General features: G+C 63.6%; 18 protein-coding genes. 9 read left to right on the top strand and 9 right to left on the bottom strand.

Going from position 1 to position 17,412, the window contains the following annotated elements; translation table 11 throughout:
* Positions 1 to 25: 25 nt before the first annotated feature.
* The 5 genes from VG99_RS08230 to VG99_RS08210 form a co-directional block, all read right to left on the bottom strand.
* On the bottom strand, positions 26 to 1,105 hold the full coding sequence (locus VG99_RS08230; RefSeq protein ID WP_044499314.1) for a 5-(carboxyamino)imidazole ribonucleotide synthase: 1,080 nt from the start codon (positions 1,103 to 1,105) through the stop codon (positions 26 to 28).
* A gap of 9 nt (positions 1,106 to 1,114) precedes the next feature.
* Positions 1,115 to 1,606 (bottom strand): 5-(carboxyamino)imidazole ribonucleotide mutase, encoded by a 492-nt coding sequence (gene purE, locus VG99_RS08225; RefSeq protein ID WP_044499313.1) that lies wholly within the window; start codon positions 1,604 to 1,606, stop codon positions 1,115 to 1,117.
* A gap of 122 nt (positions 1,607 to 1,728) precedes the next feature.
* Positions 1,729 to 2,415, bottom strand: coding sequence for a carbonic anhydrase (locus VG99_RS08220; protein ID WP_044499312.1), 687 nt, complete (start codon positions 2,413 to 2,415; stop codon positions 1,729 to 1,731).
* Positions 2,416 to 2,464: 49 nt separating this feature from the next.
* Positions 2,465 to 4,276 (bottom strand): sodium-extruding oxaloacetate decarboxylase subunit alpha, encoded by a 1,812-nt coding sequence (gene oadA, locus VG99_RS08215; protein ID WP_044499311.1) that lies wholly within the window; start codon positions 4,274 to 4,276, stop codon positions 2,465 to 2,467.
* Positions 4,277 to 4,320: 44 nt separating this feature from the next.
* On the bottom strand, positions 4,321 to 5,736 hold the full coding sequence (locus tag VG99_RS08210) for an acetyl-CoA carboxylase biotin carboxylase subunit (protein ID WP_044499310.1): 1,416 nt from the start codon (positions 5,734 to 5,736) through the stop codon (positions 4,321 to 4,323).
* Between the two features lie 136 nt (positions 5,737 to 5,872).
* On the opposite strand from VG99_RS08210, the gene VG99_RS08205 reads away from it, so the two are divergent.
* From VG99_RS08205 to VG99_RS08195, 3 genes are all read left to right on the top strand, one after another.
* Positions 5,873 to 6,811, top strand: coding sequence for a LysR family transcriptional regulator (locus VG99_RS08205; protein ID WP_044499309.1), 939 nt, complete (start codon positions 5,873 to 5,875; stop codon positions 6,809 to 6,811).
* Between the two features lie 167 nt (positions 6,812 to 6,978).
* The gene (locus VG99_RS08200) at positions 6,979 to 8,337 is read left to right on the top strand and encodes a GntP family permease (RefSeq protein ID WP_044499308.1); all 1,359 of its coding nucleotides are present in this window, start codon (positions 6,979 to 6,981) and stop codon (positions 8,335 to 8,337) included.
* Positions 8,337 to 9,476: a glycerate kinase gene (locus tag VG99_RS08195; RefSeq protein WP_044499307.1), complete on the top strand. Its 1,140-nt coding sequence runs from the start codon at positions 8,337 to 8,339 to the stop codon at positions 9,474 to 9,476. Before VG99_RS08200 ends, VG99_RS08195 begins: the two co-directional genes overlap by 1 nt.
* Positions 9,477 to 9,507: 31 nt before the next feature.
* Here VG99_RS08195 and VG99_RS08190 read toward each other — a convergent pair whose 3' ends face one another.
* Positions 9,508 to 9,708, bottom strand: coding sequence for a PA3496 family putative envelope integrity protein (locus VG99_RS08190; protein WP_044499306.1), 201 nt, complete (start codon positions 9,706 to 9,708; stop codon positions 9,508 to 9,510).
* Positions 9,709 to 9,920: 212 nt separating this feature from the next.
* Here VG99_RS08190 and VG99_RS08185 point away from each other — a divergent pair, with 212 nt between their 5' ends.
* Positions 9,921 to 10,304, top strand: a complete 384-nt coding sequence (locus tag VG99_RS08185; RefSeq protein WP_044499305.1) for a DUF6746 family protein — start codon at positions 9,921 to 9,923, stop codon at positions 10,302 to 10,304.
* Positions 10,305 to 10,375: 71 nt separating this feature from the next.
* The gene (locus tag VG99_RS08180) at positions 10,376 to 10,807 is read left to right on the top strand and encodes a DUF1294 domain-containing protein (protein ID WP_044499304.1); all 432 of its coding nucleotides are present in this window, start codon (positions 10,376 to 10,378) and stop codon (positions 10,805 to 10,807) included.
* A 43-nt stretch (positions 10,808 to 10,850) separates the two neighbouring features.
* Here VG99_RS08180 and VG99_RS08175 read toward each other — a convergent pair whose 3' ends face one another.
* Both VG99_RS08175 and VG99_RS08170 read right to left on the bottom strand, forming a co-directional pair.
* Positions 10,851 to 12,440, bottom strand: a complete 1,590-nt coding sequence (locus VG99_RS08175) for an ABC-F family ATPase (RefSeq protein ID WP_044499302.1) — start codon at positions 12,438 to 12,440, stop codon at positions 10,851 to 10,853.
* Positions 12,441 to 12,558: 118 nt separating this feature from the next.
* Entirely contained in the window at positions 12,559 to 13,461 is a 903-nt protein-coding gene (locus tag VG99_RS08170) for a LysR family transcriptional regulator (RefSeq protein WP_044499300.1), read from the bottom strand.
* 100 nt (positions 13,462 to 13,561) lie between these two features.
* Between VG99_RS08170 and VG99_RS08165 the strand changes: the two genes are divergently transcribed.
* From VG99_RS08165 to VG99_RS16310, 4 genes are read left to right on the top strand one after another with little or no spacing between them, the layout of a single operon-like run.
* Positions 13,562 to 14,389, top strand: coding sequence for a DODA-type extradiol aromatic ring-opening family dioxygenase (locus VG99_RS08165; protein WP_044499299.1), 828 nt, complete (start codon positions 13,562 to 13,564; stop codon positions 14,387 to 14,389).
* Between the two features lie 24 nt (positions 14,390 to 14,413).
* Entirely contained in the window at positions 14,414 to 15,208 is a 795-nt protein-coding gene (locus VG99_RS08160; protein WP_044499297.1) for an SDR family NAD(P)-dependent oxidoreductase, read from the top strand.
* A gap of 18 nt (positions 15,209 to 15,226) precedes the next feature.
* A complete protein-coding gene (locus VG99_RS16315; RefSeq protein WP_044499295.1) occupies positions 15,227 to 15,511 on the top strand; it encodes a DUF2218 domain-containing protein in 285 nt (94 codons plus the stop codon).
* Between the two features lie 24 nt (positions 15,512 to 15,535).
* Positions 15,536 to 16,057 (top strand): cytochrome b, encoded by a 522-nt coding sequence (locus VG99_RS16310; protein ID WP_044499294.1) that lies wholly within the window; start codon positions 15,536 to 15,538, stop codon positions 16,055 to 16,057.
* Between the two features lie 9 nt (positions 16,058 to 16,066).
* On the opposite strand, the gene paeA is transcribed toward VG99_RS16310, so the two are convergent.
* On the bottom strand, positions 16,067 to 17,377 hold the full coding sequence (gene paeA, locus VG99_RS08145) for a polyamine export protein PaeA (protein ID WP_044499293.1): 1,311 nt from the start codon (positions 17,375 to 17,377) through the stop codon (positions 16,067 to 16,069).
* Between the last annotated feature and the right edge of the window lie 35 nt (positions 17,378 to 17,412).

Genomic DNA, 17,412 nt, shown 5'->3' with positions numbered 1-17,412 from the left:
GAGCCTCCCGATATTGGCGCCCTGATCAGTCGATCAGGGCCTGGACCTGGGCAATGCGTGATTGCAGTACCGCTGCATCGGCGCAGCGCAGGGTAGCATGGCCAACCTTGCGCCCAGGCTTGAAAGCCTTGCCGTAATGGTGCAGATGGCAATCGGCGATGGCCGTGACCTTGGCTACCGGCGGCACTTCACCGATGAAGTTGAGCATGGCGCTTTCACCGATCTTGGCAGTGGAGCCCAGGGGCAGTCCGGCGATGGCGCGCAAATGATTTTCGAACTGGCTGCATTCGGCGCCTTCGATGGTCCAGTGCCCGGAGTTGTGCACCCGCGGAGCGATCTCGTTGGCCTTGAGGCCGCCATCGACTTCGAAAAACTCGAACGCCAGTACACCGACGTAATTCAGCTTGTCGAGCACCCGGCCCGCGTAGTTCTCGGCCTGGGCCTGCAACGGGTGGTCGGTGCTGGCGACCGACAGCTGCAGGATGCCCTGCTGGTGGGTGTTATGCACCAGGGGATAAAAACAGGTATCGCCGTCGCGGCCACGGACCGCAATCAGCGAGACTTCACCGGTAAAGGGCACGAAGCCCTCCAGGATGCAGGGCACGCTGCCCAGCTCGGCAAAGGCATCGGTGACATCATCCGGTTGGCGCAGCAGCTTCTGGCCCTTGCCGTCGTAGCCCAGGGTGCGGGTTTTCAGCACGGCGGGTAGCCCGATGGCCTGGACCGCGGCCTCAAGATCGGCCTGGGACTGGATATCGGCGAATTCCGGGGTGGGAATCCCCAGTTCGAGGAACATGGACTTCTCGAACCAGCGGTCCCGGGCAATGCGCAGTGACTCGGCATTGGGGAACACCGGCACATACTGCTCGAGGAAGGCCACGGTTTCCGCCGGGACGCTTTCGAATTCGAAGGTCACCACATCGACATCATCCGCCAGCTGGCGTAATTGCTCGCGATCGTCATAGGCTGCGCACAGATGCTTGCCCAGCGCGGCGGCGCAGGCGTCCGGGGCCGGATCGAGAAAGGCGAACTGCTGACCCAGGGGGGTACCGGCCAGGGCCAGCATGCGTCCGAGTTGACCACCACCGATGATGCCGATCTTCATGATTGTTCCTCAGGCCTGACGTGGATCCGGGTTGTCCAGCACGGTATCGGTCTGGCGGCTGCGGAAATCCTGCAGCGCCTGATGATACTGCGGGTGCCGGCCGCCGAGAATGCTTGCAGACAGCAGCGCCGCGTTGATCGCACCGGCCTTGCCGATGGCCAGGGTAGCGACCGGCACGCCGGCGGGCATCTGCACGATCGACAGCAGCGAGTCGACGCCCGACAGCATGGACGACTGCACCGGCACGCCAAGTACCGGCAGATGGGTCTTGGCAGCGCACATACCCGGCAGGTGGGCCGCGCCACCGGCCCCGGCAATGATCACCTCGATGCCGCGTTCGGCAGCTTGCGCGGCGTAATCGAACAGCAGGTCGGGAGTACGGTGCGCGGATACCACCTTCACTTCAAAGGGGATGCCCAACTGCTCCAGCATGTCTGCCGTGTGGCTCATGGTAGACCAGTCGGACTTGGAGCCCATGATCACGCCAACCAGTGCGGTCATTGTCGTGCCTCTTGATGACGAAAAACAAAGCCACGCAAGGGCGTGGCTCGGAAAGAATGCAGGCCAGTTGGCCAGGTCCGCCGATTATAACCCAAAGCCGGCGACGGACCAGCCAAGGTTTATCAGTAACGCGGGCGCGGCGTTGCCATTGGCAGCGGGCCGTCACCGATCCGGCGGAATTCGCCCTTTTCCGTATCATAGGCGCGGATCTGGCTGGTCTCGATATCGTACACCCAGCCATGGATGAACAGATCGCCGCGGGCCAGCCGCGAAGCGACCGAGGGGTGGGTGGCCAGGTGACCCAGTTGGGCGACGACGTTTTCTTCGGTGAGCACGCCCAGGGTATCGCAATGGTCGTGGCCGCAGTTTTCCTGCACCACGATCTTGGCCACCTCCGAATGCTGTAACCAGGACCGGACCGTCGGCATGCCGCGCAGCTGTTCCGGGTTGAGCACGGCCTTCATCGCGCCGCAGTCCGAGTGGCCACAGATAATGATGTGTTTGACCCCCAGGGCCACCACGGCATATTCGATGGCGGTGGATACACCACCGAGCATCTGGCCGTAGGGCGGGACCACGTTGCCCACGTTACGCGTGACGAACAGGTCCCCCGGTGAACTCTGGGTGATCAGCTCGGGCACGACGCGCGAATCGGCGCAGGTGATGAACATGGCCTTGGGGGTCTGCTCGAAGGCCAGCTTGTGGAACAGCTCCTGCTGGTCGGGGTAGACCACCTCATGGAAGTGCATATAGCCATCAACGATCTGCGCAATGGCGTCATCGGTGCTCTTCAGCTTCTTGTAGGGCATGCGCTTGCTCTCTGGTAGGGGGTTGGGGGAGCCAGCGGCTCCCCTTGGCTCAGGCCTCGATTTCAATCAGGATCTCGCCCGGGTTGACCCGGTCGCCCTTGGCCACGTGGACGGCCTTGACCGTACCGTCGATGGCGGCCTGGATCTCGCTCTCCATCTTCATCGCCTCGCTGATCAGCACGGCCTGGCCGGCCTTGACCCGATCGCCTTCGGCCACCAGGACATCCACCACGTTGCCGGGCATGCTGGTGGTGACGTGACCCGGTTTGGTCGCGTGCTGACGGGACTTGCCGCCAGCGCCACCGACGAACTGATTGAGCTCCTCGAGGACCACTTCTTCCGGCATGCCATCCACGCTCAGGTAGAAATGACGAGTGCCGTCCCCTTTGACGCCCACACCGGTGATATCGATACGGTAACTTTCACCGTGCACGTCAATCATGAACTCGGTGGCCACGCCCTGGGCAGCGGCGGGCTTGCTGTCGCCGTCCGGGATCGGCAGCAGGGCTTCCGGCTGGAGCGTACCGGCAGCAAGTTCCTCGAGGAACTTGCGCCCGATATCGGGGAACATGGCGAAGGTCAGCACATCCTCCTCGCTCTTGGCCAGGCTGCCGACCTCCTTGCGCAGGCGGTCCATCTCCGGTTTGAGCAGATCCGCGGGACGCACGTCGATCACGTCCTCATCGCCAATGGCGCGCACCTGCAGCTCCGGGTTGATGGTGCCCGGTGCCTGGCCGTAGCGGCCTTGCAGGTACAGCTTCACCTCGTTGGTGATGGTCTTGTAGCGTTCACCGGCCAGCACGTTGAAGACCGCCTGGGTGCCAACGATCTGCGAAGTAGGCGTGACCAGCGGCGGGAAGCCGAGGTCCTCGCGCACCCGCGGAATTTCCTCGAATACTTCATTGATCCGGTTGAGCGCGCCCTGTTCCTTCAGCTGGTTGGCCAGGTTGGACATCATGCCGCCCGGTACCTGGTTGATCTGCACCCGGGTATCCACGCCAGTGAAGGGACTCTCGAACTGGTGGTACTTTTTGCGCACTTCCATGAAGTACATGCTGATCTCCTGGATCAGCTCCAGGTCCAGGCCGGTGTCGTAGGGCGTGCCCTTGAGCGCTGCGACCATGGATTCGGTACCCGGATGGCTGGTGCCCCAGGCCATGGAGCCGATGGCGGTATCGATATGATCAGCGCCGCATTCGATGGCCTTGAGCTGGCACATGGCGGCCAGGCCAGCGGTGTCATGGGAGTGGATGAATACCGGCAGGCTGGTAGCGGCCTTGAGTGCGGCGACCAGTTCGCCGGTGGCGAACGGGGTCAGCAGGCCGGCCATGTCCTTGATTGCCAGGGAGTCGACGCCCATGGCTTCCAGGGTCTTGGCCTGCTCCACGAACAGCTCCACGGTATGCACCGGGCTGGTGGTGTAGCAGATGGTGCCCTGGGCGTGCTTGCCGGCCGCCTTGACCGCGGAGATGGCGGTGCGCAGGTTACGCACGTCATTCATCGCGTCGAAGATGCGAAATACATCGATACCGTTGACCGCCGCCTTGGCGACGAAGGCGCGAACCACGTCGTCGCTGTAGTGCCGGTAGCCCAGCAGGTTCTGGCCGCGCAGCAGCATCTGCAGGCGGGTGTTGGGCAGCGCGGCGCGCAGCTGGCGCAGACGCTCCCAGGGATCCTCCTTGAGGAAGCGGACGCAGGCGTCGAAGGTGGCGCCGCCCCAGACTTCCAGCGACCAGTAGCCAACCTGGTCCAGTTTCGGGCAGATCGGCAGCATGTCCTCGGTGCGCATGCGGGTAGCCAGCAGGGACTGGTGGGCATCGCGCAGGATGGTATCGGTAACGGTGATGCGTTTCTTGCTCATGGTGCATTCCTCATTGGCGGCAAGCGCACGGCTTGCGGCTGCAATCAAAGACCGGCGTAGGCGGCGATGGCGCCGGCAATGGCCAGGGCCAGGGCTTCGGGTTTGTTCTTGGTCGAGTAGTTGGTCAGTTCCGGGTGGGTCTCGACAAAGCTGGTGTCGAACACGCCGCTGCGAAAGTCCGGGTTCTTGAGGATTTCCTGGTAATAGGCCTCGGTGGTCTTGACCCCGTGCAGGTGCATGTCATCCAGCGCGCGGTAACCGCGATCCAGCGCATCTTCCCAGTTGTTCGCCCAGACGATCAGTTTCAGGCACATGGAATCGTAATAGGGCGGGATGGTGTAGCCGGTGTAGATGGCGGTATCCACGCGTACGCCGGGGCCGCCGGGCGCGTAGTACCGGGTGATCTTGCCGAAGGACGGCAGGAAGTCGTTCTTCGGGTCCTCGGCATTGATGCGGAACTGGATGGCGTAGCCGCGGTGCTCGATATCCCCCTGCTTGATCGACAACGGCAAACCGGAGGCGATACGGATCTGCTCACGGACGATATCGATGCCGGTGATCTGCTCGGTGATGGTGTGTTCCACCTGCACCCGGGTGTTCATTTCCATGAAGTAGACTTCGTTGTCCGCCAGCAAAAATTCCACGGTACCGGCGTTCTCGTAGCCGACCGCCTGGGCGGCGCGCACCGCCAGGTCGCCGATATAGGCGCGCTGTTCCGGTGTCAGCTGTGGGCTCGGGGCAATTTCGATCAGCTTCTGGTTGCGGCGCTGGATGGAGCAGTCGCGCTCGAACAGGTGCACGGTGTTGCCGAAGCTGTCGGCCAGCACCTGGGCCTCGATGTGCTTGGGGTTGACGATGCACTTTTCCAGGAACACATCGGCGCTGCCGAAGGCCTTGGTCGCCTCGGAAATCACCCGCGGCCAGGCCTGTTGCAATTCTTCCTTGCTGTTGCAGCGGCGGATGCCGCGGCCGCCACCGCCGGAGGTGGCTTTGAGCATGACCGGATACCCGACCCGCTCAGCCTCGCTCAGGGCCTGCTCAAGACTTTCCAGGTTGCCTTCGGTGCCGGGGGTGACCGGCACCCCGGCGGCGATCATGCTGCGGCGGGCTTCGGTCTTGTCGCCCATGCGCGCGATCACCTCCGCGGAGGGGCCGATGAATTTGATCCCGCGCTCGGTGCAGATGCGCGCCAGTTCGGCATTTTCGGACAGGAAGCCATAACCGGGGTGCAGTGCATCACAACCGGTCTCGACCGCCAGGTTGACCAGCTGCCGGGCATTCAGATACCCGGCCAGCGGATCGCTGCCGACGTTATAGGACTCGTCGGCCCGTTTCACATGCAGTGCATAGCGGTCCGCATCCGAGTGGATGGCCACCGAGCGGATGCCCATTTCCGCGCAGGCGCGGACGATACGGACAGCAATTTCGCCACGGTTGGCAATCAGGATTTTCTTGATCACAGCCCTTTCCTCTGTTGGGTGATCGGGAGTGAGATGAACATACAGCGGCATAGTCAATGATTAAAAATGAATAATTGTTGGACGAGCCATAAGTAATAACTAATATGTAGCGAATTCTTCATCAGCGGAGGTGGCCATGCGCAAGGAGCTGCAGCGAATCACGCTGCGTCAGCTACAGGTGTTCTGCAGCCTGTGCGGGACCCTGTCCTACAGCCGCACCGCCGAGGAGATGGCCCTGACCCAGCCGGCGGTGAGTTTGCAGATGCGCCAGCTGGAGGAGTTGGTGGGCCAGCCGTTGTTCGAGTATGTCGGCCGCAAGCTGTACCTGACCGAGGCGGCCAACAGCCTGTTGGCCGCCAGCGGCGATATCTTCAACCGCCTGGAAATCCTCGACATGCAGTTGTCGGCGCTGCAGGGCACCCTGCACGGCGAGCTGCGCCTGGCGGTCGCCAGTAGCATCCAGTACCTCACCCCGCACCTGTTGGCGGCCTTCCGGCAGCGGCACCCGGAGGTGAGCTTTCGCCTGGAAGTCTGCACCCGGGCAGAGGTGATTCGCCGGTTGCGGGATAATCTCGACGACGTGGTGCTGATGGGCATGGTGCCGGCGGACCGGGCACTGGATTTCTTTCCCTTCCTCAACAACCCGGTGATTGCCGTGGCCGCACCGGACCACCCCCTGGTCGGGGCGCAGGCGTTGGTCCTGGCGGAGCTGGAATCCCAGATGGTATTGCTCCGGGAAGTTGGCTCCGGCGTGCGCAAGGCCTGTGATGAATTCTTCCAGCAGAAGCGCGTGCACCTGCAACAGATGATGCAGATGGGCTCGGAGGAGACGGTGGTGCAGTCGGCGATCGCCGGGCTGGGCATCGGTCTGGTGTCGGCGCATAGTGCCGCACCCTGGGTGCAGAATGGCCAACTGGCCCGCCTGGATTTCGTGGACCTGCCATTGTTTCGCAGCTGGTGCGCGGTGCATGCCCGGGGCAAACGATTAAGTCCGGTAGCCGAAGCCTTCCTGGCGTTCCTGCGCGACGAACGGGCGCTGATCAAGCAGCTGGCCGAGCCCTTTGGCTCCGTTTGAAAGGGCGCAGCGTATAACTTGGCACGCTCCCGGAACGTCCCTGGCGGTCCTGGCGTGACCGTCAGCCTGTCCATCATCATCAAAATGACCAATAATGCGCCCATCGGCCAGGTGATGGTTACGCCCGGCCCCCTTTCTGCCCTCACACACACTAAGGAAGCACGATAATGGGTCTGGTCCTGATACTGATCGCACTGATCGTCTTTATCGTCCTGGCGACAACGCGATTCAAGCTCCACCCTTTCCTGGCCCTGCTCGGCGCGGCACTGCTGGCAGGTTTCGCCTACCAGTTACCTACCCTGGAGATAGCCGGTCACATCACCCGCGGCTTTGGTGGCATTCTCGGCTACATCGGGATCGTCATTGTCTTCGGTACCATTATCGGCGTGATCCTTGAGCGCAGCGGCGCGGCCATCACCATGGCCGAAACCGTCATCAAGCTGCTGGGTGAGCGGTTTCCCACCCTTACGGTGTCGATCATCGGCTATCTGGTGTCGATCCCGGTATTTTGCGACTCCGGCTACGTTATCCTCAACTCGCTGAAGAACGCACTGGCGGCGCGGATGAAGGTCTCCGTGGTAGCCATGAGCGTGGCGTTGGCGACCGGCCTGTATGCCACCCACACCTTCGTGCCGCCAACCCCCGGTCCGATCGCTGCCGCCGGCAATCTCGGGCTGGAGTCCAGCCTGGGCCTGGTGATCCTGGTTGGCCTGTTTGTGGCCTTTGTCACCGCCATGGCCGGGATGCTCTGGGCCAACCGCTTCATCGGCAAGGACATCGAGCTGGAAACCGATGGTGCGCCCATCCTCGACCACCAGGACTACCAGGCCATGCGCGACAGCTATGGTGAGCTGCCGAGCCCGGCCAAGGCCTTCGCCCCGATCTTCGTGCCGATCGCCCTGATCTGCCTGGGCACGATCGCCAATCTGCCGGCGCGCCCCATGGGCGAGGGTGGGCTGTATACGCTGGTGGTCTTCCTCGGTCAGCCAATCTTTGCCCTGGCGATTGGCCTGGCGCTGGCCTGCACCCTGCTCAAGTCGGATAACAAGCGCCAGGAACTGCATGACCGGGTGTCGGAAGGCCTGGTGGCCTCGGCCCCCATTCTGCTGATCACGGGCGCCGGCGGCGCCTTCGGCACCATGCTCAGCGCGACCCCGCTGGGTGATTACCTCGGCCAGACCCTGTCGTCGCTGGGCATCGGCCTGTTCATGCCGTTCCTGGTCGCCGCCGGCCTGAAGACGGCCCAGGGTTCGAGCACGGTGGCCCTGGTGACCACCTCGGCGCTGGTGGCGCCGCTGCTGGCGCAGTTGGGCCTGGATAGCGAAATGGGCCGGGTGCTCACGGTGATGGCGATCGGCGCCGGCGCGATGACCGTCTCCCACGCCAATGACAGCTTCTTCTGGGTAGTCACCCAGTTCAGCCGCATGAAGGTGGCGACCGCCTACCAGGCGCAGACCATGGCGACCCTGGTGCAGGGGATCGTCGGCATGCTTACCGTGTGGCTGCTCAGCCTGGTGCTGCTGTGATGAAGCTGGTTATTGCGCCCGACTCGTTCAAGGAAAGCCTCAGCGCTGAGGCTGTGGCCAACGCCATTGCCCAGGGCTGGCGCACGGTCTATCCCGATGCGCAGATCCGTTTGTGTCCGATGGCCGACGGTGGCGAAGGCACGGTGGATGCGGTGCTCGCGGCCAGTGGCGGTGAGCGCCGCGAACTCAGCGTATGCGGCCCCCTGGGCGAACCGGTAATGGCCCATTGGGGCTGGCTGGCCGAGGATCAGGCAGTGATCGAGATGGCCGCAGCCAGCGGCTTGCACTGGGTCGCACCGGCGCAGCGCGATGCCCGCCTGACCACCACCCGGGGCACCGGTGAGTTGATCCTCGCGGCGCTGGACGCTGGCGCCCGGCGTATCATCCTCGGCATCGGCGGCAGCGCCACCAATGACGGCGGGGCGGGACTGCTGCAGGCATTGGGCGCGCGCCTGCTGGACCGGGCCGGCCAGCCCCTGGCTGCTGGTGGTGCAGCACTGATTGGTCTGCACCGTATCGACTTGGACGGCCTGGACCCACGCCTCAAACAGGTAGAAATCCTGGTGGCGGCGGATGTGGATAACCCGCTGTGCGGCCCCCGCGGCGCCTCCCACGTGTTCGGCCCACAGAAGGGCGCGGCGCCCGAGCAGGTGGAAGAGCTGGACCGCGCGCTGGGGCATTTTGCCGATGTGATGGCCGCCACCCTGGGCGAGGATTACCGTGAGGTGCCGGGCGTCGGCGCCGCCGGCGGCTTGGGTTTTGCCGCCAAGGCGGTCCTGGGCGCCGATTTTCGCCCGGGTATCGAACTGGTCGCGGACGTATCGGGGTTGGCCGAGGCCATGCAGGGCGCGGACCTGGTGATCACCGGCGAAGGCCGGCTGGACGGCCAGAGCCTGCACGGCAAGACCCCAGTCGGGGTGGCGCGGGTAGCCCAGGCAGCCGGCGTGCCGGTGATTGCCCTGGTGGGCAGTCTGGGTGACGGTTATCAAGGGCTGTACGCTGCCGGCATCGAAGCCGCCTTCAGCCTGGCCCCCGGGCCGATCAGCCTGGAACAGGCCATGGTCGGCGCGGCCGAGCAGCTGCAATCCCGGGCGGCGGATATAGCCCGGCTGTGGCGCCTGGCAGCCCGGCAGGGCTAACCCGCCGCGCTGACCTGTCCCGCTGCGCAATCTACCATTGCGGGCGGGACAGGCTCCCCCGGTGCGTCGTCACCCATTCCGGAAAGTCACCCAGCTGGGCCTGCAGTGCCTGGGCCTCCCGATAGTCTTCGATCGCCCGGCGATAGGCCATGCGTCGCTTGTCTTCCTGGCGGCGCCGTTCATTGCGCACACTCTTGGCGGATTCACCAGCGAACTCTGGAATGAATGCCATCTGCAGCCTCCGAAACAAGGATCAGGTTGTGGACGGCTTCATCTTGCGGCGACCGGGATGACCAATTGATGACGAATCGGCTGCAGTTTCGGGTAAGGCGACCTGTGGCACCCGGTCGCATGGATACAACGTATTATCAATTGCGACTTATTATCATCGGGCGTATCGTCGGGTTGATCGGCCCCTGTCGGGCTTCCAGGAGGAACCACATCATGCAGACTCGATTTCGACTTTTCGCCGGTATGCTCGCCCTCACGCTCAGCGCCGCCAGTTGGGCAGACGCAGAGGGTAACCGGGCCGCCCACTTCAAGGGCGAGCCGGCCGCGACCCTTGAGCAGGCGGTGAGCAACCTGAGCGAATACAACACCAAGCTGGAAACGCTGCTGGCCAAGGATGAGTTGTCGCCCATGGATATGCACGAGGTGCATCAACTGACCTACACGCTGGAAAATGCCCTGCAGCGTATCCAGGCGGAGCTGGAGACCACCGCCGAGGTACTCGAGTCGGTGCATGTGGCGTCGGAGACGGGCAAGCCCGCCGTGGTCAAGGACCAGGGCCAGGATTACCTGGAAATGACCCGCCCACTGGTCAAATAGCCCACCGGCAGGTGGCTACCGCGCGATCGCCAAATGCCGCACAATGGCGTTTTCCCATGGAGCGGTGATTGATGGAACGGCCCCGCGCTACGGCGCAACGCTTCCCGCGGATCCTCGATCTGCGCTTCAAGCTGTCAGTGCTGGCGGTACTGCTGACCTTGCCCCTGGTCGGCGGTTGGGAATTGCTGCAGGCGGGTTTGCCGGTGGTGCTGCTGGTCTATCTGGGCGCCAGCGGCGTCGGCTTTCTGCTGTTCTGGTCGGACAAGCACAGCGCCCTCAAGGGCCGCTGGCGCACGCCGGAAATAACCTTGCACGGTATCGAACTGCTGGGTGGCTGGCCGGGTACCCTGGTGGCGCAACAGCTGTTCCGCCACAAGACCCGCAAGGTCAGCTACCTGACGACCCTGTGGCTGATCATTGCCCTGCACCAGCTGGTCTGGCTGGACAAGCTGGTGCTGGACGGGCGCTTTCTCTGGCAGTGGCTGACGCCACTGCTGGGGTGACGGCTATGCTCGGCTGAGGCCGGTGCTTGGCTGAGGGCTCTGCTCAGACCAACACGCCCTGGCTGCGCAGGTAGTCGTCGTAGGTACCCGAGAAGTCCTTGATGCCGGACTCGGACAGCTCGATGATCCGGGTCGCCAGGGAGCTGACGAACTCGCGGTCATGGCTGACGAAGATCAGCGTGCCGGGGTAGTTTTCCAGCGCCAGGTTCAGGGCTTCGATGGACTCCATGTCCAGGTGGTTGGTCGGTTCATCCATGACCATCACGTTGGCGCGCTTGAGGATCAGCTTGCCGAACAGCATGCGGCCCTGCTCACCCCCGGAAATCACCTTTACCGACTTGCCGATCTCGTCGTTGGAAAACAGCATGCGGCCCAGGGTGCCGCGTACCAGCTGCTCGCCGCCCTGGGTCCACTGCGCCATCCATTCGAACAGGGTGCAGTCATCGCGGAAATCTTCCATGTGATCCTGGGCGAAATAGCCCACATCGGCGCTTTCCGCCCATTTCACCGCACCGGCCTGGGGGGCCATCTCGCCGACCAGGGTCCGCAGCAGGGTGGTCTTGCCGATCCCGTTGGGGCCGATGATGGCTACCCGCTCGCCGGCCTCGATCTGCAGGCTGAGGTTCTTGAACAGCACCTCGCCGCCGTAGCCCTGGCCGACCTGCTCCAGGGTCACCGCCTGGCGGTGGAGCTTCTTGTGCTGGTCGAAACGGATGAAGGGGCTGACGCGGCTCGATGGCTTGACCTCGTCCAGCTGGATCTTGTCGATCTGCTTGGCGCGGCTGGTGGCCTGCTTGGCCTTGGAGGCGTTGGCGGAGAAGCGGCTGACGAAGGTCTGCAGCTCAGCAATCTGCGCCTTCTTCTTGGCGTTGTCCGACAGCAGCCGTTCGCGCGCCTGGGTGGCCGCGGTCATGTATTCATCGTAGTTGCCCGGGAACAGCCGCAGCTCGCCGTAATCCAGGTCCGCCATGTGCGTGCACACGCTGTTGAGGAAGTGGCGGTCGTGGGAAATGATGATCATGGTGCTGCTGCGGGCGGTGAGGATGTCCTCCAGCCACCGGATGGTGTTGATATCCAGGTGGTTGGTCGGCTCGTCCAGCAGCAGCACATCGGGATCGGAAAACAGTGCCTGGGCCAACAGTACCCGCAGTTTCCAGCCCGGCGCGACTTCGCTCATCGGCCCGAAATGCTGTTCCAGCGGAATCCCCAGGCCCAGCAGCAGTTCGCCGGCGCGGGATTCGGCAGTGTAGCCGTCCATTTCGGCGAACTCGGTTTCCAGCTCAGCCACCGCCATGCCGTCGGCTTCGCTCATTTCCGCCAGGGAATAGATGCGGTCGCGCTCGGCCTTCACCTTCCACAGTTGCTCATGCCCCATGATCACGGTATCGATCACGCTGACCGTCTCATAGGCGAACTGGTCCTGGCGCAGTTTGCCCAGGCGCACGTTCTGTTCCAGCATCACCTGGCCGCCGGACGGCTCCAGCTCGCCACCGAGGATCTTCATGAAGGTCGACTTGCCGCAGCCGTTGGCGCCGATCAGGCCGTAGCGGTTGCCGTTGCCGAATTTGACGGAAACGTTCTCGAACAGCGGCTTGGCGCCGAACTGCATGGTGATGTTGGCGGTAGAGATCAAGGAAATGTCCTGCGGGAGAGAGAAAGAAAAAGCCCGCATGGAAAAGCGGGCGGCATAGTGTACTGGTTGAGGCCCGCCAGGGACAGCCGTGGCGCCGGTGGTTGGTCCGATTTCCGCTTCAGGGTGGGGTGCTGGCGAAGACCTCGGCCAGGTAGTCGACCATTACCCGCACCTTGGCCGGAGGACGGCGATCAGGCGGGTAGAGGACGTGGATGCCACCGAGCTCGACGGCCGGCTGGTCCAGCTCCAGGGCTACCAGCCGCCCGGTATCCAGCGCCTCGCCGACAATGAAGTGGGGCTGGTAGATGATGCCCTGGCCGCCGAGGGCCGCGGCCAGCAGGGCGTTGCCGTTGTTGGCCAGCAGGTCGCCGGTGACCGGCACGCGGATCTCGCCGTGGCTGCCGAAGGCCCAGGAGCGGGCGTCCTGCATGGGGGAGAGCGTATAGCTCAAGCAGTTGTGCTGGGTCAGTTCGGTCACCCGGCGGGGCACGCCGCGCTGGTCCAGGTAGCTGGGCGCCGCGCACACCAGCATGCGGCTGTCGCCCAGGCGCCGGGCCTGCAGGTTGCTGTCGGTCAGCCGGCCGATGCGGATGGCCAGGTCCCAGTTGCCGGCCAGCAGGTCCACCTGGGCATCACTGAGCCCCAGCTCCACGCTCACTTCCGGGTGCCGATGACTGAACGCGGGCATCAGCGGGGCGATAAAACGCTCGCCGAAGGACAGCGGCACATTCATGCGCAGCAGGCCGGTGGCCTTGATCCGCTGCGAGGCAGCCGCCGCTTCCGCTTCGTCGATCTCCGGCAGGATGCGCTGGCAGGCCTCCAGGTAGTTGCTGCCCGCCTCGGTCAGGCTCAACCGGCGGGTGGTACGGTGAAACAGCTTTACGCCCAGCCGGGCCTCCAGCGCATCCACATGCTTGGTGGCCATGGCCGGTGACATGCCCAGGTGCCGGCCCGCGGCGGACAGGCTGCCTGCACTGGCAGCGCGGACGAATACGCGCATTCCGGTAACGCGATCCAGCATGGTATCTCCTACTAATAGTAGTAAGTGTTAGCTCAACCTTACCGGTTCTCAAGCTATAAACGCTAAATCATACTGTTTCCAGTCAATTGGAGGGCAACACATGGCTGATTCAGTAGTCGACGATACCCAGCAACGCATGCCGGTACTTTTCGTACCCCATGGTGCCGGCCCGTGTTTTTTCATGGACTGGCAACCGGCGGATACCTGGCATGCTCTGGGTGCCTTTCTTCGCGGGGTCAGCGAGACCTTGCCGGCACGGCCCAAGGCGATCGTGCTGGTGTCCGCCCACTGGCTGGATGACCGCTTTGCGGTGACCGGCCACAGCCATCCAGAGCTGGTCTACGATTATTACGGCTTCCCGCCGCATACCTATGAGCTGGCCTATCCGGCGCCGGGCCATCCCGCACTGGCGGAGCGCACCCGTGAGCTGCTCAGCACCGCCGGTCTGCCGTCCGGGTTAGACCCGCAGCGCGGCTTCGACCATGGCATGTTCATTCCGCTGAAGCTCATGTTCCCGGCGGCGGATATCCCGGTCATCCAGCTGTCGCTGCAGCGCAACCTCGATCCGCAGGCCCACTTGAGGGCCGGCGAAGCCCTGGCTGCCCTGCGGGACGAGGGCGTGTTGATCGTGGCCAGCGGCATGAGCTTCCATCATATGCGCGGCTTCGGTGATGAACGTTTCTCGGCGCTGTCGGCGGAGTTCGACGACTGGCTGACCGCGGCGGTGGAAAGCGCGCCGGCCGAGCGCGACCGCCTGCTGGCGCAATGGACCAGCGCACCCCATGCGCGGCTGTGTCATCCGGAGGGCGGTGAGGAACACCTGTTACCGCTGATGGTGGCCGCTGGCGCGGCGGGCGACTCCCCGGGCCGCAACGTCTATACGGAACAGGTAATGAAAACCACTATTTCGGCGTATCGCTTCGGCTGAGCGCCACAGCATCAGGAGAATGTCATGATTATCGATCTTTCCGGCAAGACGGCCATCGTCACCGGCTCGACCGGCGGTATCGGTCTGGCCATTGCCACCGGCCTGGCGCGGGCCGGGGCGCAGGTGACCATTGTCGGGCGCGAGCAGAGCCGGGTGGATGAGGCGCTGGCGCAACTGCGTGAAGCGGCGCAACGGGATGATGCCCGCGGCGTGGTATGCGATGCCGGTACCGCCGCCGGCTGCCAGGCGCTGATGGCCGCCCAACCGGAGACGGACATCCTGGTGAACAACCTGGGGATCTACGGCGCCCGGGAATTCTTCGATATCGACGATGCCCTGTGGGAGGAGTTTTTCCAGGTCAACGTTCTCAGCGGAGTGCGACTGGCACGGCATTACGCCCTGGGCATGCGCGACCGCGGCTGGGGCCGGATCCAGTTTATTTCCAGCGAATCGGCGGCGAACATCCCCGCCGAGATGGTCCACTATGGCGTCAGCAAGACGGCCCTGCAGGGCTTGTCCCGCGGCCTGTCCAAGGTGCTGGCCGGCACCGGCGTAACCGTCAATACCATCCTGCCGGGGCCGACTCGCACTGCCGGCGCCAGCGCCATGATGGCCGAGCTGGCAGCCGAGCGCGGGGTCTCGCCGGAACAGATGGAGGCGCTGTTTCTCCAGGAAAATCGCCCCTCCACGCTGTTGCAGCGCTTTGCCACCCCCGAGGAAGTGGCTAACCTGAGCGTCTATGCCGCTTCGCCACAGGCCAGTGCCACCACCGGCGCCGCCTTGCGGGTAGAAGGCGGGATCGTTGAAAGTATTCTTTAATCTACGGGAGCGTCCGGAATGCAGTCATGTCATGCACACATTCAGACACACAAGCCGGAGCGGCTGATGACCCGTCTATGCAAACATTGGGGCCACAAGTTCGAGGTCAGCCTGACCGAGCACGACGGCGAGATTGCCCTGCCCATGGGCACCTGCCGGCTGCATTGCCCCGGTGCGGGGCTCGCTGTCGAACTGCAGGGCGAATCGGCTACCATGGCGCGTTTTCAGCAGGTTGTGGCTGACCACCTGCAACGCATGGCCGGTGGTGACGAACTTATCATCAATTGGGAATGTCGAGTCTGATCGACGAACAAGGAGCAAAAAAACATGAAGGGTGATTCAAGAGAGCGCTACGGCAGTATCAGCCGGCTATTCCACTGGGGCATGGGCCTGCTGATCATCTGGCAGGGGCTCAAGTTCTTCGACCGCATTGCCGAGGGTGAACATTGGGTCGGCCAGACCTTGGTGCCCTGGCACATCTCCATCGGCTCGCTGCTGCTGGTATTGGTGATCCTGCGGATCATCTGGGCGGCGAAACAGAAGAACAACCGCCCGGTGCAGGATCCGGCGACCGCGCTGCTGGTCAAGGCTGGCCACTTCCTGTTGTATGCGGGCATGGTATTGATGCCGGTGACCGGGATCCTGACCATGATCGGCAATGGCTACGGTTGGACCGCCTTCGGTGTGCAGCTGGCTGCCAAGGGTGACGAGATTCCCTGGATGGCCAGCCTCGGCAGCCTGCATTCCCCGATCGCATGGTTGCTGCTGCTGATGATCATCGGCCACGTCGGCATCGCGCTGGTGCATCACTTCGTCAAGAAGGACGGCGTGCTGCGGCGCATGGTGTAACGCCCGCCGCTACTCCGGCCCGGTGTCCACGACCGGGCCGGTGCGCGTGGCCAGCACCTGGTCGATCCGGTAACTGTCCACGTCCACCACCTCGAAGGTATATTCCCCCCAGATCACCCGATCAGTCCGGCGCGGCACTCGGCGCAGCATGGCCATCATGAAGCCGGCCAGGGTCTCGTAGCCCTCTTCCTGGGGAATATCCTCGATCTCCAATGCGCGGCGCACATCCTGGATCGGGGTAATGCCGTCGATCAGCCAGGAATTGTCGTCCCGGCGCACGATCTGCTCCTCGTACCACGGCGGCACCAGGTCGCCCATCACGATACTCATCACATCGTTCACCGTGATCAGTCCCACCACCAGGCTGTATTCGTTGACGATCAGCGCAAAGTCTTCCCCCACCAAGCGAAACTGCTTGAGCAGCTCGGCCAGGGTCAGGCGGTCCGGTACCACCAGCGGCTTGTGCAGCAGGCCCGGGTCCTGGAGCGAAATCGGCTCATTGTGCAGCACGCGCTTGAACAGATCCTTCATCGAGACGTAGCCGACGATGTGGTCGATATCGCCGTCGCACACCGGGTAACAGGAGTGGGGCGTGTCGGCGATGCGCGAGCGGATCAGGGCGTCGGAGTCATCCAGCAGGAAGTAGACAATCTCGTCCCGGTTGCTCATGGCGCTGGGCAGGGTGCGGGTATCCAGCTCGAAGATGTTCTCGATCGCCTGTTGTTCACCGGGCGCCAGCAATCCTGAACGCGCACCGGCCTCGGTCAGGGCGAGGATGTCTTCGGGCGTGACCTCATCATCGCGGCGGGCAGGCAGGTGCAGCAGTTTGATCAGGCCGCTGACCAGGCGCGAATAGAACCAGACCAGGGGCCGCAGCAGCATGTTCAAGGCGCGCATCGGACCGATGGAAAACACCGCCAGCGGCTCCGGCAGCGCCATGGCCACCTGCTTGGGAATCAGATCGGTGACGACAATGAACAGCGAGGTGAGCACCACGAATGACAGGGTAAAACCCAAGGCCGTCGCCAGCGGCGGCTCCAGCACCAGCAGCAACAGCTGGGTGAAGGCGGCGGTCAGAAACTCTTCACCGACGATACCACCGAGAATCGCCAGCGCATTGATGGAAATCTGCACCACCGTCAGGTAGTTGCCCGGATTCTGCTGCACCGCGATGACCTTCAGCGCCCGGGCATTGCCATTGTCGGCCATCCGCCGCAGCTTGAGTGGCCGCGCCGCGGCCAGGGAGATCTCGGCAATGGCCAGGAAGGCGCCGCCGACAATGATCAGGGCAAGTAACAGCAGGCTTTGACTGAAGCTCATAAAACATTCTTGTGCTGAGGATAACCCGGGCAGAT

This window comes from Pseudomonas saudimassiliensis, assembly GCF_000939975.1.
Taxonomy (GTDB): domain Bacteria; phylum Pseudomonadota; class Gammaproteobacteria; order Pseudomonadales; family Pseudomonadaceae; genus Halopseudomonas; species Halopseudomonas saudimassiliensis.
Note: the sequence above shows the minus strand (reverse complement) of the source record. Positions and strands in the feature narration are given on the sequence as shown.

Excerpts from the sequence above, each read along its gene's own strand:
- purE (WP_044499313.1), bottom strand. The coding sequence starts at position 1,606 with ATGACCGCACTGGTTGGCGTGATCATGGGCTCCAAGTCCGACTGGTCT.
- VG99_RS08180 (WP_044499304.1), top strand. The coding sequence starts at position 10,376 with ATGGAACGGCCCCGCGCTACGGCGCAACGCTTCCCGCGGATCCTCGAT.
- VG99_RS08200 (WP_044499308.1), top strand. The coding sequence starts at position 6,979 with ATGGGTCTGGTCCTGATACTGATCGCACTGATCGTCTTTATCGTCCTG.
- VG99_RS08185 (WP_044499305.1), top strand. The coding sequence starts at position 9,921 with ATGCAGACTCGATTTCGACTTTTCGCCGGTATGCTCGCCCTCACGCTC.
- VG99_RS08230 (WP_044499314.1), bottom strand. The coding sequence starts at position 1,105 with ATGAAGATCGGCATCATCGGTGGTGGTCAACTCGGACGCATGCTGGCC.
- VG99_RS08170 (WP_044499300.1), bottom strand. The coding sequence starts at position 13,461 with ATGCTGGATCGCGTTACCGGAATGCGCGTATTCGTCCGCGCTGCCAGT.
- oadA (WP_044499311.1), bottom strand. The coding sequence starts at position 4,276 with ATGAGCAAGAAACGCATCACCGTTACCGATACCATCCTGCGCGATGCC.
- VG99_RS08195 (WP_044499307.1), top strand. The coding sequence starts at position 8,337 with ATGAAGCTGGTTATTGCGCCCGACTCGTTCAAGGAAAGCCTCAGCGCT.
- VG99_RS08165 (WP_044499299.1), top strand. The coding sequence starts at position 13,562 with ATGGCTGATTCAGTAGTCGACGATACCCAGCAACGCATGCCGGTACTT.
- VG99_RS08220 (WP_044499312.1), bottom strand. The coding sequence starts at position 2,415 with ATGCCCTACAAGAAGCTGAAGAGCACCGATGACGCCATTGCGCAGATC.
- VG99_RS08205 (WP_044499309.1), top strand. The coding sequence starts at position 5,873 with ATGCGCAAGGAGCTGCAGCGAATCACGCTGCGTCAGCTACAGGTGTTC.
- VG99_RS08160 (WP_044499297.1), top strand. The coding sequence starts at position 14,414 with ATGATTATCGATCTTTCCGGCAAGACGGCCATCGTCACCGGCTCGACC.
- VG99_RS16310 (WP_044499294.1), top strand. The coding sequence starts at position 15,536 with ATGAAGGGTGATTCAAGAGAGCGCTACGGCAGTATCAGCCGGCTATTC.
- VG99_RS16315 (WP_044499295.1), top strand. The coding sequence starts at position 15,227 with ATGCAGTCATGTCATGCACACATTCAGACACACAAGCCGGAGCGGCTG.
- paeA (WP_044499293.1), bottom strand. The coding sequence starts at position 17,377 with ATGAGCTTCAGTCAAAGCCTGCTGTTACTTGCCCTGATCATTGTCGGC.
- VG99_RS08190 (WP_044499306.1), bottom strand. The coding sequence starts at position 9,708 with ATGGCATTCATTCCAGAGTTCGCTGGTGAATCCGCCAAGAGTGTGCGC.